This is a genomic window from Allokutzneria albata (genome assembly GCF_900103775.1).
Classification (GTDB): domain Bacteria; phylum Actinomycetota; class Actinomycetes; order Mycobacteriales; family Pseudonocardiaceae; genus Allokutzneria; species Allokutzneria albata.
Genome location: NZ_LT629701.1, coordinates 287,928 through 302,634 on the forward strand (window position 1 = coordinate 287,928; position 14,707 = coordinate 302,634).

The following is a 14,707-nucleotide window of genomic DNA, read 5'->3' on the forward strand; positions in this document are numbered from 1 at the left end:
TACCGGGAACGACCTCGCTGTGTCCCGACTTCGGCCTGCGGCCGGGGCAGGCTCTCATCGAACGGGCCCCCAGAAGCACGACCTCGACGTCCTCGTGGTCGGCGGGGTGGGCGTCGACACCATCGTGCGCGTGCCCGAGCTGCCGCTGCCGATGCGCGACTCGATCATGGTGCCGCCGATCGAGCAGTACCTGGCGCACACCGGCAACGGCGTCGCGCTCGGCTGCCACCACCTCGGGCTGCGCACCCACTTCGCCGACGTGATCGGCGAGGACGCCGAGGGCGCGAAGGTGCTGGAGACCTACGCCTCGGTCGGGCTGTCCTTCGCGCACGTCACGCATCCCAGCGGTACGCGGCGCAGCGTGAACCTCGTGGACAAGCGGGGAAACCGGCTCTCGCTCTACGACGGCAGGCACCCGTTCGAGATGGAGGTCGGCCCCGAGCTGTACCGCCCGGCGATCGGCCGCGCGCGGCACGTGCACGTCTCGATCATGAACTGGGCCCGGCACGCGCTGGCCGACGCGGTCGCCGCCGGGGTCACCACCTCGACCGACCTGCACGACTGGGACGGCGAGAACGAGTACCACCAGGACTTCGCGTACGGCGCCGACCTGGTGTTCGTGTCGACCTCCGCGCTGGACGACCGCGTCGAGGAGGTCACTTCGGACATCCTCGACCGCGGACGGGCCCGTGCCGTGATCGCCATGGCCGGTGGCGAGGGCAGCTACCTCCGCCTGCCCGGTCAGCCGCTCAAGCACGTGCCGCCGGTGCCGCTCGCGCCGGAGGAGGTTGTCGACACCAACGGCGCCGGGGACAGCTACGTGGCGGGCTTCCTCTACGCGCACCTGGCAGGACGCTCGTGGGACGAGGCGGTTCGCGCTGGCTCGTTCGCCGGAGCGCACGCCGTCCGCACCGCGGGCACGCACACGTCGTTCATCACCGGCGCCGACCTCGACGCGGCGCTGTCGGCCTGAGTTCACGACCACCTGGGGGAATGACGTGCATGTGGATGTCTTGATCGTCGGCGGAGGCGGAGCGGGCTGCGTCCTGGCCAACAGGCTCAGCGAGGACGATCGGATCACCGTGGGGCTGCTCGAAGCCGGGCCGGACTACGGCCCCTTCGACCCGCGGCGCTGGCCCGCGGAGCTGCTCAACGCCCGCTCCGCCGCGCGCGGGCACGACTGGGACCTCGAAGCCCCACCGTGTTGCGCGCGGGCTCGGGTGATCGGTGGCTCCTCGGCGCACAACGGTTGCTGGGCAACGCTCGGCGCGCCCGCGGACTACGACGCGTGGAGCAAGTACTCCGACGGGGTCTGGGACTACTCGCAGCTCCGCCCGTACTTGACGAGCGCGGTCGAGACGCTGCGGGTGCGGCCGGTGCCCGAGGAGGACCAGACCCGGTGGCACCACGCCGTCATCGACGCCGCGGGTGAGCTGGGGATGCCCTTCCTCGACGACATCAACGCCGAGGACGCCCGAGAGGGCATCGGCTGGGTGCCGCTCAACGCGGTCGGAGCGACCCGCTGGCACACCGGCTTCGCCTACCTCGACCCGGCGCGGGACCGGCCGAACCTGAAGATCCTGCCGGACTCGCTCGCGGCCCGCCTGATCATCGAGGGCGACCGCGCGACCGGGGTCGTCGCTGTCCGGGACGGCGAGGAGTACACGGTCACGGCCGACCACGTGATCCTCGCCTCGGGCACCTACGGCACGCCGCCCCTGTTGATGCGCAGCGGAATCGGGCCGGAGGACGTGCTGTCCTCGCTGGGCGCGCCGGTCACGCTGAAGCTGGAGGGGGTGGGGGAGAACCTGGTCGACCACAGCTCGCTCGGCCTGATGCTCGACCCGCTGGACACCCTCGCCGGGGAGATGCCGGACGCGGCGGAGTCCTACTTCGCGCAGACCGTGGTGAAGGCGCGGTCCACGCAGGCTGACGAGTTCTGGGACATCCACATCGTGCCGTCCGCCGGGCCCGCCGAGGACGCGCAGGGCTTCTACACCGGCCCGCTCTCGGCCGGGCTGTACGTGTTCGTGATGTCGCCGCGCTCCAGGGGAACCGTGCGCGCGGCCTCGCTCGACCCCGCGGCCTCGCCCAAGATCGACCACGGCTTCTTCACCGACGCCGAGCGCTACGACATGAAGATCATTCTGGAGGGCGTCGAGCTGGCCCACGACTTCGCCCGCACCGAGCGGCTGGCCGGACTGACCGGGCTGACCCCGTGGGCGGAGAAGGAGCGGGAACAGGCCTCGATCCTCGCCGCGGCCAGTGGCTACTGGCACCCCGTCGGCACGTGCGCGATGGGACCCGCCGACGACCCGATGGCGGTCGCGGGCGCGGACGGCAAGGTGCACGGTCTGTCCAATGTGTACATCGGAGACGCCTCGCTGATGCCGGTCATCCCCCGGGCGAACACGCACCTCACGACCGTGGCCGTCGCCGACCGGCTCTCCGCGCTGCTGCGGGAAGGAGCGCTGCGATGAGGATCGGACTGCTCTCGCCGAGCATGCCGCCGTTCACCGCGCCGGAGGCCGCGAAGACCCTGGCCGGGCTCGCCGACACGCACGGCGTCGACTCGCTGTGGGTGCCGGAACACGTTGTGCTTCCGGAGAACTACACCACGCGCTACCCGTACTCCGGCGACGGCCGGATGCCGGTGGCCGCCGACTGGCCGTACCCGGACCCGTTGGCCTGGCTGAGCTTCGTCGCGGGCGTGACCTCGTCGGTCCGCCTCGTCACCGGCATGTTGGTGCTGCCGCAACGCAATCCGGTGGTGCTGGCCAAGGAAGCGGCGACCATCGACCACCTCTCCTGCGGGCGGCTCGAACTGGGCCTCGGCCTCGGCTGGTTCCGCGAGGAGTTCGCCGCGGTCGGTGTGGACTTCGCCGACCGGGCGAAGCGGTTCGAGGAGTACGTCGGCGTGCTCCGCGCCCTGTGGAGCGGTGACGAGACGTTCTCGGGCACCTACCACTCGTTCACCGAGGCGCGCTGCTACCCGAAGCCCGCGGGCTCGATCCCGCTGATCATGGGCGGGCACAGCGTCGCGGCCGCCCGGCGGGCAGGCCGGTTGGCCAACGGCTTCTTCCCCGCGGTGGGCGACCCGGTCCCGCTGTTCGAGGAGTGCCGCTCGGCAGCGGCCGAAGCGGGCCGCGACCCGTCCTCGATCGACCTGATCGCCGAGGCTTCGCCGGTGACCCCGGAGCGCGTGGAACAGTTGCGCGCCATCGGTGTCACGCGTGTGCTGGTCTACCCGCCGCAGGTCCCGCCGGACGAGCTGCCCGACGCCTTCGAGGCGTTCGCCGCGGACTTCCTCCACCCGGTCCGGGAGCTGTAGCCGCCTCCGCCACCGTGGGAAGATCCACGGGTGGCGGATCTTGACGTGGTCGTGGTCGGCGGGGTCGGCGTGGACACGATCGTGCGGGTGGGCGAACTCCCCCTGCCGGTCGAGGACACCATCAAGGTCCCGCCGATCCGCCGCTACGTCGGGCACACCGGCAACGGCGTCGCCATGGGCTGCCACACCCTTGGCCTGCGCACGCACCTCGCCGACGTGATCGGCGACGATCCCGACGGCGCGTTCGTCCTGGAGCACTACCGTCGCGCCGGCCTCCCGTTCGCGTACCGGACCCACCCGAGCGGTACGCGCTGCGCGGTGAACCTGGTGGACCCCGACGGTCAACGGACCTCGCTCTACGACGGCCGCCACCCCGACGGCATGACCGTCGCCCCCTCGCTCTACCAGCCGCTGCTGCGCCGCACCCGGCACGCTCATCTGTCCATTGTGGACTGGGCTCGGCACGCGCTCGCGGACGCCGTCGAGCTCGGCCTGAGCACGTCGACCGACCTGCACAACTGGGACGGGGTGAGCGAGTTCCGGCAGGACTTCGCGTACGGAGCCGATCTGGTCTTCTTGTCCGCGGGGAAGCTGCGCGGGCGGATGTCCGCTGTTGTGGAGGACATCTTCGAACGCGGGCGGGCGAAGGTGGTTGTGGTGATGGACGGCGGACGGGGCAGTTTCCTCTGCTTGCCCGGATCTTCTCCCCTCCATGTTCCGGCCGTTCCGGTGGATTGTGTTGTTGACACCAATGGGGCCGGGGACAGTTACGTGGCTGGATTTGTCTATGCGTTCTTGGCGGGGCGGGAGTGGGGGGAGTGCGCTCGGGCGGGGGCGTTGGCGGGGGCGCACGCCGTTCGGTCGGCCGGGACGCATACGTCGTTCATTTCTGCCGGGGAGCTGGGGTTGTGATCTTGGGCTTCCACCTTCTGCGGGCTGGGCCTCCCAGCATGGGGGCGGTTTGGCCTGGACCCCTCGCACGTGCCGAGGGCCTGCCGGGTGGGCCTGTACCTCACGATGCCGGTGACGAGTCCGCTCGGCGAGCTTGATCATTGCTGTCCGTTCGGCGGCACCGGCACCACCGTCGCAAGACCCTCGACACGGAAGCGGAACCGGCACCCTTCCGGTGCTCCAGCCGCTGCCCGCTGGCACGCTGGCACTGTGGATCACGCAGAGGTGCTGCTCATCGGAGGGCGAGCCGGTGTCGGCAAGACGACGGTGGGGTGGGAGGTCTCGGCGCTCCTGCGCGCGGCGGAGGTTTCCCACGCGATCATCGAGGGTGACTTCATGGGGCAGGTGCATCCGGCGCCGGAAGGCGATCCGCTGCGGGCGGAGATCACGGAGCGAAACCTGAGCGCGGTGTGGGCGAACTTCGCGCAGCTGGGTTATCGGCGTCTGATCTACACGAACACCGCGAGTGTGTTGCCTGGGAGCACGGGCATGTTCGAGCGAGCCATCGGCGCCGAGGTGGGGATCACGCGAGTCCTGCTCACCGCCTCCGATGCCACGGCCCGCGAGCGGTTGGTGGGACGCGAGCTCGGCTCGGAGTTGGAGCACGAGGCGGAGCGCGGTGTGCGCACCGCACGGCTCCTGGAGCGGCAAGTCCCGGCGGGGACAGTGCGGGTGACGACAGACGGGCGGTCAGTCGTGGACATCGCGTGGGAGGTGGTGGCTGCCACCGGGTGGATCAGGCCCGCCTCAGAAAGCTAGTCCGTCGCGATCGGAGCGCAGGCGCTCGTCGGCCAGGACGATGGTGTCGCGCACTGTGACACCGGAGGGGACGACGGCACCGGGGAGCACGACGGAACGCAGCACCTTCGCGCCGGGCTCGATCACGCAGCCCGGGTGCAGCACGCTGGACTCCACGACCGCGCCCGGTGGGACCGGGGCGCCCGACAGAGTGTCCACATCGGACAGAAGCGTCGGCGCGGAAGGGGAGAGGGTGCGGGGGAGCAGGGCGGGGTCCATGGCGCCGGACAACAGTTTCAGCTGCTCGGAGTGGTAGCGGTCGACGGTGCCGATGTCGGCCCAGTAGTCCTCGATCGGGAACGCCGACACGGGGCGGCCCTGGCGGATCATCTCGGGCAGGACGTCGCGGCTGATGTCGTGCTGCCAGCCGTCCTCGCCGCGCGCGACCAAGGTGTCCAGCACCTCTTGGAGCGCGTCGATGCGGAACAGGCAGAAGGCGGTGAAGATGAGGTCGGAGGTGGGGTTCTGCGGTTTCTCCACCAAGGCGCGGACGCGCAGGTCGGAGTCGACGTCGACCATGCCGAACAGCTTCACGTACTTCAGCTCGATGCGCTGCACTCCGATGGTGCAGTGCGCGCCGGACGCGCGGTGCGCGGCGACCATGGGCGCGTAGTCGAAGAGGTAGACGTGATCAGCGTGCTGCACGAGGACATCGGAGGCGCCGGGCGCGAAGAGGTACTCGGCGTTGGACAGCAGCGCGTCGGCCGTGCCGCGCTCGGCGGGGCGCTCGGGCAGCAGGTCGAAGTCCGTGGTCCGCACGAGGGAGTCGTGCGGTCCGAAGTGGACGCGGGTCGGCGAGGAATCCCAGTGCCGCAACAGGTGGCGGACCAGGTCGGCCTCGCGGTGCAGCGACAGCAGGACCACCTCGGGCATGCCGGAGCGCACCGAGTTGATCATGCTGAAGTCCACCAGGCGGCACGAAGCCGCATAGGGGACGAGGGGCTTGCACACCCTGGCGGTCAGCGGGCCCATGCGTTCGCCGAGGCCGCCCGCGAGCAGCCCGGCACGCACACCTTCAAGACTCACCAGGTCCTCCCCTGTGCTCCCGCCGAGGGCAGCAGCCGCCGCAGCACCGCGAGCGAGTTCGTCGCCCCCTGGTCGGTCGGCAGCAGCGCGTCCTCGTGCTCCACGTAGATCACTCCGCGGTAGTCCTCATCGAGCAGCGCCGCGACGATCTCGGCCCACGGCAACGAGCCGGAACCCAAGGCGCGGAAGCGGATCGCCGGGCCGGGGCCGTAGCGCGACCACCCGGCACCGCGCGGCTCGGACGGTTCCCGCCAGATCTGGAGGTCCTTCGCGTGCACGGCGGCCAGATCGGCTCCCCAGCCGCGCACGGCGTTCACCGGGTCGTGTCCGACGGCCGCGAGGTTGGCGGGGTCGACGCAGAGCCCGACGCCCTCGGCCGCCGTGAGCAGTGCGCGAGCGCTCGCCGGGTCGTAGGCCACCTGCTTCGGATGCGGCTCAACGACAACGCGGACACCCAGCTCGGTGGCCAGCTCCAACGCGGGTTTCGCCGCGGAGCACCACGCCTCCACGTTGTCCGACCAGCTGACGTCGCTGCCCCACCAGGACAACCACCGGCCCAGATCGGGCACTCCGAGCATCAGCCGCACCAAGGGCGCGCCGAGCCCGGCCGCGAGCCGCACCGTGCCGAGCGCCGCGCGCATGCCGTACTCGCGCTTCTCCTCGGCGGTCCCCGCGAGCACCGGATCGGTGTGCGGGCCGTGCGGGCCGAGCACGAGCTGGGTGTCCCTGCTGTTGCTCACACACCCGACGCGGATGTGCGCCGAATCGAGGGCCGCGCGCAGTTCTGCGTGATGCGCGGGGTCGTCGAGCCGCTGCGGATCGACGAGCTCGAAGGTGCTGTCGGCGGGCAGATCCACCACGTCCACCCCGGCCTGACCCGCGGAGCGCAGCGCGCCGCCGAGGCCGGCGGGCGCGAACGCCGCCAAACACAGGCCGAGCCGGATCGGTCCGTGCGCCATCAGCCGTTCCCTCCCAAAGATCGCGTCCACGCCCAGCCGTCGAGCGAGCGAGGCAGCGTCGTACCGCACGAGCGCAACGAGGCCAGCACCATGGCGGTCGGATCGCTCACCAGGGTCGGCTCCTCCGCGCCGAGATCGCCGACGAGCCGAGCGCTCAGCTCCTTCGCGTACTCCGGACAGCCCTGGAACACACCCCCGGTCAGCGTCACCGACCACGAGCCCGTGAGGCCCGCGCGGTCCCGCGCGGCGCGCACCCCGTCGACCATGTCCGTCAACGCCTCGGTCACGACCTCGCCCGCGACCGCGTCTCCGTCCAGCCAACACCGGCAGACCACCGAAGACAATGCGGCAACAGTGGATTTGGGGAACGCCTCCGCGGCGAGCGAGCGCGCGAGGTCCTGCACGGAACCACCGCGCAGCTCGGCGAGCGCCGCGCTCAGCGCCGTGGCCGGGCCGCGCCCGTCCGTACCGCGGACACCTGCCCGTAGACCGGAAAGGCCGATGGCGAAAGCACTTCCCTCATCGCTGCCCAGGTACTCGCACCCGCCGACGGAGACCGGTTCACCTTCGCCGTCGCCGGCGATGAAGCCCGAGCCCGTTCCGCACACCACGGCCACACCGCGCCCGTTGAGAGGCGGCGCCACCAGCAGCGGAACGATGTCGCGGGAGATCACCACGGTCCCGGTCAGCCCCGCTTCACGGGCCAGTCCGGTCAGGCGGTCCAGCTCGCGTCCGGGCGCGTTCGCGTCCACGGTCGCCGTCGCCAGCCATCCGGTTGTCATCCGATCGCCCGATGCCAGGCAGATCGCCCGGAACAGATCCCGCAGGTCGTCATCGGCGGCCCTGGCACCGACCGACGCCGGGTTCACCGAGCCCCGCCGCCAGCGCGTCCCGTTCTCCAGCAGGGCAGTTGTGCTGCTGCCGCCCGCGTCGATCGCCCAGTGCGTCACCGAACCCCCGAGACTTGCCGATCTTCAGGCAACCACGCTACCGGAGGAGCGGGCGCGGTCCGGCCATCGTTTGCGCAGTATCGTGGAGCGAGCTGGATCACATGAGCGGGACGGAGTACTTGTGCGGCAACCGAAGTTCCGCGTGCGGGAACGAGCATCAGCGCAGAACGGAGTCCTTGGTCTGCTCGCGGTGGCCGCGAGCTGGGGCTTGTTCTGGGGAGGCTGGGCGGCGCTCATCCCGGAGATCAAGTCCGATCTCGCCCTGACCGACCAGCAGCTGGGTCTGGCGCTGTTCGCCGTCCCGGTCGCGGCGGTGCCGTCGATGGTGCTCACCGGCAGGCTCGCGCAACGGCTGGCCCAGCACACGCTTCCGGTGGTGACCGGCGTCTTCGCGCTCGGCGTGCTGCTGGTCGGCCTCTCCGGGACGCACCTGGCCTTCACCGCGTCGCTGCTGCTCGTCGGCGCGGCCAGCGGAGCCATCGAGGTCGCGCTGAACGCCACGATGGCCGCCCGCGAGGCCCGCGACGGCGAGCGGCTGTTCAACAAGGTCCACGCGGCGACCCCGCTGGCCATGGTGGTCGCGGCGCCGTGCGTCGGGCTGGCCAGGCAGCTGGGTGCGTCGGCGCTCGCGGTGCTCGTCGTGATCGCCGTGCTGGTCGGGCTGAGCGCGGTCATGGCGATCGACCCGGCCGGGTGGAGCGAGAAGTCCGGGAGCACGGCCGCGCAGGCCGCTCCACGGCAGTTCTACTCGCCGCTGCTGCTGGTCGGAGCCGTCGCCGCGACGGTGCTGCTGATGGAGAACGCGGTCGAGCAGTGGGGCGCGATCCACCTGGAGACGGAGCTGGCCGCGGGGCCGCTGCTGGCGAGCTTCGGCCCGGCGGCCTACATGGCCGGGCTGTCCGCGGGGCGGCTGCTGGCGCAGTGGCAGGGCGCGGCGCTCGGCGACCGCACGCTGGTGATCTCCGGCGGGGCGCTCGGGCTGGCGGGGCTGGTCGTCGGCGCGGCGGCGTGGAGCCCGACGACGACCTTGATCGGGTTCGCGGTCGCGGGCGTCGGGCTCGCCCCGGTGGTGCCGACGCTGATGGGCGCGGTGGGCCGGGCGGTCGCGCACGACCAGCGCTCCAAGGCGATCTCCCTGGTGACGACCATCGGTTACGCCGGTTTCCTGTCGAGCCCGCCACTTGTGGGCACACTGGCGGGGTGGCTGGGCTTGCCGGCGGTGTTGACGATCGTCGCCCTGTTCGGCCTCGTCGTCATGGCGGGCGCGGCCGCGTTGCGCCTGCTGCCGACGCCCGCGCGCGCCGCGTGAGGCGAACGGGGAGGAACTTGTGGGACGCGTTCTGATCATCGGGGCGGGCTACCTCGCGGGGCACGTGGGGCAGCGGTTACGGGCCCTGGGGCACACGGCGGTGCTCAGCTCGCGGCGGCGGCCCGCGACTCCGGAGGCGCGGGACCTGGGCTGGCTGCCGGTGGACGTGTCCGCGCCGGAGACCATCCGCGCCGCGCTCGCCGAGGCGAAGCCGGACTCGGTCGTCACCGTGCACGGGCCATCGGACATCACCTGGTGCGAGGCCAACCCCGCCGAGGCCATGGTGGCGCACCAGGGCGGCGCGCTGCACCTCGCGGAGGCGCTGGGCGGGCGGCGGGCGCTGATGATCTCCACCGACAACGTCTTCCCCGGCCGCAAGGACAGCTGCGCGGAGTCCGAGCCGACCGAGCCCGCCAACGTCTACGGCCGGGTCAAGCTCGCCGCCGAGGACACGCTGCTGGCCACCGGCAACGCCGTCGCGCTGCGGGTCAGCCTGGTCTACGGCTGGGACCGCGCCGGGCTGCGGCCGAACTTCTTCACCACCTGCGCGCAGAAACTCGGTGCGGGACAACCGGTCGCGGTGCCCGGTGACCACTGGAACAGCCCGGTGCTCGTCGACGACGTCGCCGCGTGGACGGCGGCGCTGCTGCACTCCGAGCAGACCGGCGTCGTGCACCTGGGCGGACCGCGCAGGCTGACCAGGGTGGAGTGGGCGCGGCACATCGCCACCGGCTACGGCGTGGACCCGGACCTGGTCAGCGCCGCGCCGCAGAGCAGCACCGCCTACGCGTGCCGCCCGCGCAACGCCTGCCTGCACAGCGAGCGCGCGGAGGGCATCGCCGAACTGAAGGGACTCGAACCCGTCGACGTCTTCGAGGCCAGCAGCAAACTCATCGCCATCGGGGAGGAATCGCAGTGACCCATCTTTTCCTGGCCAGCAAGCGGGCCGCCGTCACCTACGCGCCGGACCCGGAGACGGGGGAGCTGCGCCCGTGGCTGGCGCCCGGCGGCACCGGCAACGTGGTCGCTGAGCAGGCCGGGGTGCTCAACGTGTCCTGGATCGCCAGCGCCGACACCGACGACGACCGCAGGGCGGCGCAGGAGAACCCCGACGGCCTGGTGCTGAGCCTGCACTCCGGCCGTGAGATCAACGTCCGCCTGATCCAGCACGACCGCACGACCTTCGACGTGGTGCAGAACTTCCTGACCGCGGAACTGTTGTGGGCGGCCAACAACTACGGCTGGGACCGCTGGACGACGCCGACCTTCGGCGCGGAGACCTACGAGGCGATGCGCCGCTTCGGCGAGTTCACCGACGACTTCGCCGACGCCATGCTGAAGAGCTCGTCGGGCGTGGACGACCCGGTGTACCTGGTGCACGACTACCAGCTGGTCGGTGTTCCGGCGAAGCTGCGCGCGCAGCGCCCCGACGCGCCGATCCTGCTGTTCGTGCACATCCCGTGGCCGTCACCGGACTACTGGCGCATCCTGCCGAAGGAGGTGCGCGTCGGGCTGCTCGAAGGCATGCTGCCGTCGACCACGATCGGGTTCTTCGCCGAGCGCTGGACCCGCAACTTCCTCGACTGCGTCGCGGACCTGCTGCCGGAGGCGAAGGTCGACCGCGAGTCCGGTGTGGTGCACTGGCGCGGCCGTCGTTGCCGCGTGCGCACGATGCCGTTGGGCTACAGCCCGTTGACGCTGCACGGCCGCAACCCCCGGCTACCGGAGGGGGTTGCGGAGTGGGCGGGCGACGGCAAGCTCGTCGTCCACAGTGGACGGACCGACCCGATGAAGAACGCCGAGCGCGCCGTGCGGGCGTTCGTGCTGGCGGTGAAGTCCGACGAGCGGCTGCGCGGCGTGAAGATGCTGGTGCGGATGAACCCCAACCGGCTCTACGTCGAGGCCAACGCGGAGTACGTGCGCCGCGTCGAGGCCGCGGTGGCCGAGGCCAACGCCGAGCTGGGCTCGGACACCGTGCGCTCGCACTGCGACAACGAGGTCGACCACAGCGTCGCCTGTTTCCAGCGCGCCGACCTGCTCATGTTCAACTCCACAGTGGACGGACAGAACCTGAGCACGTTCGAGGCGCCGCTGGTCAACACGCGCAACGCGCCGGTGATCCTCTCGGAGATGTGCGGGGCCGCCGAGGTGCTCGCTCCGGTGTGCCACACGGTCAACCCGTTCGACCTCGTCGAGCAGGCACAGGCCATTGTGGACGGTCTGACCGCGCCGGAGGAGGAGCGGGAGACGGCCGCCAAGCGCCGCCGCGAGGTGGCCGAGCCATGGACCCTGGAAGCCTGGGTGCGCATGCAGCTGGACGGTCTGACAGCGGATCACGAGGCCCGCGATGAGTGACCCGCACCAGGTGGCCCAGTACGCGATCGGTGACGCCAAGCTCGTCCGCGGCGAGGGCGTGCGGTCGTGGGACAGCGACGGCCGCGAGTACCTGGACTGCGTGTCCGGCACGTTCAACCTGATCCTGGGGCACAATCACCCCGAGGTCATGGCGGCGGTGCGGGAGCAGACGGAGAGCCTGGTCTTCGCCAGCTCCTCGTTCCAGACCGAGCCGACGAACGTGGTCATGCAGGAGCTGGTCAAGATCAGCCCGGCGAACCTCACGCGGGTGAACCTGCGCAGCTCCGGCGGCTCGACGGCGAACGAGGGCGCCATCAAGATCGCTCAGCTCCAGACCGGCAAGCGCGACGTGATCGTGCCCTTCCGCGGCCAGGTCGGTCAGTCCATGGCGGCGACCAGCTTCAACGGCAGCAGCCGGATGCGCGCCCCGTTCCCGTACCAGTTCCCCGGCGTCACGCACGTGCCGGACGCGTACTGCTACCGCTGCTTCTACGCGCAGGAACCGGACAGCTGCGCCAAGTTGTGCGTCGACCGGATCGCGGACTTCATCACCTACGCCAGCTCCGGCAGCGTCGCGTGCGTGCTCATCGAGCCGATCAGCGGGGTGGGCGGCAACATCGTCCCGCCGCCCGGCTACTTCGAGGACCTGAAGGCCTTCTGCGAGGAGCGGGACATCATCCTGATCTTCGACGAGAACCAGACCTCGTTCGGCCGCACGGGGGAGATGTTCGCCGCCGACCACTTCGGCGTGCAGCCGCACATGATGACCGTCTCGAAGGGACTGACCGGCAGCGGCCTCCCGCTCGCGGCGATCCTCACCGAGGAGCGGATGGCGAACTTCGACCGTTCGCTGCACGGCTTCACCTACGGCGGCCACACGCTCTCCGCCGCCGCGGCGGTCAAGACGCTGGAGATCGTGCAGCGGCCCGGTTTCCTGGAGAACGTGCGCGCTTCCGGCAAGGTCCTCAAGGACCGGCTGCTCGACCTGCAGAAGGACAACCCGGTGATCGGCGACGTGCGCGGGGTCGGGCTGATGCTCGGCGTCGAGCTGGTGGAGCCCGACGGCGGCAAGGCCACGAAGAAGACGCACGAGTTCCAGCGCGCGCTGCACGACCGCGGTGCGATCACCCGGGTCTCCGAGCACGGCCTCGGCAACGTCATCGAGCTGCGGCCGCCGCTCGTCCTGACGCCCGAGGACGCGCACCTCATCGCCGACCGCTTCGGCGAGGCACTGGAAGCGGTGTCGTGAGGGTCGAACTGGGCGCGGGCGGCCCGGCTCTCGTGCACTCGGAACCGCCGCGCCCCCAGGGGGAGCACGCGGTCCGGGTGCGCGTCGAGCTGGCCGGGCTGTGCCGCTCGGACCTCAAGGAGGTGGCCGGCAACCGGCACGGCGTCAGCCAGTTCGGCCACGAGCTGGTCGCCGTCGTCGAAGAGTCCTCTGTGGACGGTCTCGGGCCCGGCGACCGGGTCACCCTCGACCCCAACGTGCCGCTGGAGCGGGGGACCGGCTTCGCCACCACGATGTGGGCGGCGGGTCCCGCCGAGAAGCTGCGCGCCGCGCTGCCCGTGGTGCCCGCTGACGTCGACGCCCGCCGCCTGGTTTTCACCGAGCCGCTGGCCTGCGCGCAGCACTGCCTCGGCGCGGCGGCCCGGCACCTCGGCGAAGCCCTTGCGGGACAACGCGTCGGCGTCCTCGGAGCGGGGACGGCCGGTGCGCTGATCGCCGGGCTGGCGCACGCGCTGGGGGCGCAGGTCATCCTGGGCAACCGCAGCCAGGACCGCACGGACTTCCTCCGGGACCGCGCGGTGCTGGACGCGCCCATCGGTCCGCTGGAGGAGATGCCGTCCGGGGAGCTGGACATCGCGATCGTCGCGACCAGCTTCGTGCTGCCCGAAGTGCTGCGCGAGGCGCTGCGCACGGTGGTCCCCGGCGGTCTGGTCCTGCTCTACGGCGGGACCGCGCCGGGCGACGCGCTACCCGGCCTGGACTGCGACCTCGACTCCGTGCGGCGCGGTGAGCTGGTCACCACGGCGTCCTGGGACGGCAAGCCCGTGCGGGTCGGCGGGAGCTACGGCACGGTCCAGGACGACTTCGGCGCGGCCGTCCGCGCGCTGGTGGAACTGGACCCGGTCACGCTGCCGGTGGAACGGATGATCACCGAGGAGATCCCGCTGACCGCGCTCCCCGGCACCATCCGCACCCACCTCGCCACACGCCCCCTCGGCAAGACGCTCATCCACCCCTAGCGGGTGGTGAACGCGCCGCCGTTGACGTGCAGGGTCTGCCCGGTGATGTGACGCGCGCCCGCGGAGGCCAGGAAGTAGGCGGTCTCCGCGATGTCGCCGGGCTGCCCGGCGCGGCCGTTGTGGGTCGCGTCGATCAGGGCCGCGCGCCGTTCGTCGCTGAGCTGACCGCGGAAGAACTCGGTCTCGGCGATGTAGCCGGGCGAGATCAGGTTGGCCGTCAGCCCCTTGGGGCCGACCTGCGAGGACAGCCCGGCGGTCCACGCCGCCAACGCCGCTTTCGCCGCCCCGTAGGAGGTGGCGGCGTACTCGGCCCCGATGGAGCCGACGTTGATGATGGAGCCGCCGGGCCGCAGCTTGTCGAGCACGGCCGTGGTGGTGAGCACGGCGCTGAGCAGGTTGGCGTCCAGGTTCGCCCGCCACGCCGCCGCCGTCCGCTCCAGCGGGGACAGCCCTTCGCCGGGCTCGTCGAAGTCGGTGTTGCCGCCCGCCATGTTGACCACGACGTCGAGTTCCGGGCCCAGGTCGTCGGCCAGCCGCGCCACGGCCCGCGGATCGGTGGCGTCGCAGGTGATCGGCCGCGCGTCGACCTCGGCTGCCGCGCGGGCGAGCCGGTCGGCGCGGCGCCCGGTGATGATCACGGTGTCACCGGCCGCGCGGAACCGGGCGGCCACCGCCTTGCCCAGCCCCGTCCCGCCGCCGGTCACGAGCACGGTGCGAGTCATCCGGTCATCTCCTCTGCTACATTTAGCTCTAAACGTTCAGGTCTAAACGTAACAGGAGG

General features: G+C 71.4%; 14 protein-coding genes. 10 read left to right on the forward strand and 4 right to left on the reverse strand.

Features of this window, described 5'->3' with window-relative positions:
- The first annotated feature begins 19 nt into the window (after positions 1–19).
- The 5 genes from BLT28_RS01320 to BLT28_RS01340 all read left to right on the forward strand — a co-directional run bounded on the left by BLT28_RS01320 (position 20) and on the right by BLT28_RS01340 (position 5,041).
- Positions 20–973: a carbohydrate kinase family protein gene (locus BLT28_RS01320; protein WP_231950587.1), complete on the forward strand. Its 954-nt coding sequence runs from the start codon at positions 20–22 to the stop codon at positions 971–973.
- Between the two features lie 31 nt (positions 974–1,004).
- Positions 1,005–2,480, forward strand: a complete 1,476-nt coding sequence (locus BLT28_RS01325; protein ID WP_030429286.1) for a GMC family oxidoreductase — start codon at positions 1,005–1,007, stop codon at positions 2,478–2,480.
- The gene (locus BLT28_RS01330) at positions 2,477–3,331 is read left to right on the forward strand and encodes a TIGR03619 family F420-dependent LLM class oxidoreductase (protein ID WP_030429285.1); all 855 of its coding nucleotides are present in this window, start codon (positions 2,477–2,479) and stop codon (positions 3,329–3,331) included. The genes BLT28_RS01325 and BLT28_RS01330 overlap by 4 nt, the downstream gene beginning before the upstream one ends.
- Positions 3,332–3,361: 30 nt before the next feature.
- Entirely contained in the window at positions 3,362–4,243 is an 882-nt protein-coding gene (locus tag BLT28_RS01335) for a carbohydrate kinase family protein (RefSeq protein WP_030429284.1), read from the forward strand.
- 249 nt (positions 4,244–4,492) lie between these two features.
- Positions 4,493–5,041: an ATP-binding protein gene (locus tag BLT28_RS01340; protein ID WP_030429283.1), complete on the forward strand. Its 549-nt coding sequence runs from the start codon at positions 4,493–4,495 to the stop codon at positions 5,039–5,041.
- Here BLT28_RS01340 and BLT28_RS01345 read toward each other — a convergent pair.
- From BLT28_RS01345 to BLT28_RS01355, 3 genes are read right to left on the reverse strand one after another with little or no spacing between them, the layout of a single operon-like run.
- A complete protein-coding gene (locus BLT28_RS01345) occupies positions 5,030–6,106 on the reverse strand; it encodes a sugar phosphate nucleotidyltransferase (protein WP_030429282.1) in 1,077 nt (358 codons plus the stop codon). The two genes, BLT28_RS01340 and BLT28_RS01345, sit on opposite strands and share 12 nt — an antisense overlap.
- Complete coding sequence (locus tag BLT28_RS01350; protein WP_030429281.1) at positions 6,103–7,065, reverse strand: sugar phosphate isomerase/epimerase family protein; 963 nt, start codon at positions 7,063–7,065, stop codon at positions 6,103–6,105. The genes BLT28_RS01345 and BLT28_RS01350 overlap by 4 nt, the downstream gene beginning before the upstream one ends.
- Positions 7,065–8,015: a BadF/BadG/BcrA/BcrD ATPase family protein gene (locus tag BLT28_RS01355; RefSeq protein WP_030429280.1), complete on the reverse strand. Its 951-nt coding sequence runs from the start codon at positions 8,013–8,015 to the stop codon at positions 7,065–7,067. The genes BLT28_RS01350 and BLT28_RS01355 overlap by 1 nt, the downstream gene beginning before the upstream one ends.
- Positions 8,016–8,136: 121 nt before the next feature.
- Between BLT28_RS01355 and BLT28_RS01360 the strand changes: the two genes are divergently transcribed.
- From BLT28_RS01360 to BLT28_RS01380, 5 genes are read left to right on the forward strand one after another with little or no spacing between them, the layout of a single operon-like run.
- The gene (locus tag BLT28_RS01360; RefSeq protein WP_156050873.1) at positions 8,137–9,324 is read left to right on the forward strand and encodes an MFS transporter; all 1,188 of its coding nucleotides are present in this window, start codon (positions 8,137–8,139) and stop codon (positions 9,322–9,324) included.
- A gap of 19 nt (positions 9,325–9,343) precedes the next feature.
- Positions 9,344–10,243, forward strand: coding sequence for an SDR family oxidoreductase (locus tag BLT28_RS01365; RefSeq protein WP_043811241.1), 900 nt, complete (start codon positions 9,344–9,346; stop codon positions 10,241–10,243).
- On the forward strand, positions 10,240–11,679 hold the full coding sequence (locus tag BLT28_RS01370) for a trehalose-6-phosphate synthase (RefSeq protein WP_197684168.1): 1,440 nt from the start codon (positions 10,240–10,242) through the stop codon (positions 11,677–11,679). The genes BLT28_RS01365 and BLT28_RS01370 overlap by 4 nt, the downstream gene beginning before the upstream one ends.
- Positions 11,672–12,928 carry an aspartate aminotransferase family protein gene (locus tag BLT28_RS01375; protein WP_030429276.1) on the forward strand — a complete coding sequence of 419 codons (1,257 nt, stop codon included), beginning with the start codon at positions 11,672–11,674 and terminating at the stop codon, positions 12,926–12,928. The genes BLT28_RS01370 and BLT28_RS01375 overlap by 8 nt, the downstream gene beginning before the upstream one ends.
- Positions 12,925–13,926, forward strand: coding sequence for an alcohol dehydrogenase catalytic domain-containing protein (locus tag BLT28_RS01380; protein ID WP_030429275.1), 1,002 nt, complete (start codon positions 12,925–12,927; stop codon positions 13,924–13,926). The genes BLT28_RS01375 and BLT28_RS01380 overlap by 4 nt, the downstream gene beginning before the upstream one ends.
- Here BLT28_RS01380 and BLT28_RS01385 read toward each other — a convergent pair.
- Positions 13,923–14,648: an SDR family NAD(P)-dependent oxidoreductase gene (locus BLT28_RS01385; RefSeq protein ID WP_030429274.1), complete on the reverse strand. Its 726-nt coding sequence runs from the start codon at positions 14,646–14,648 to the stop codon at positions 13,923–13,925. The genes BLT28_RS01380 and BLT28_RS01385 overlap by 4 nt on opposite strands.
- Between the last annotated feature and the right edge of the window lie 59 nt (positions 14,649–14,707).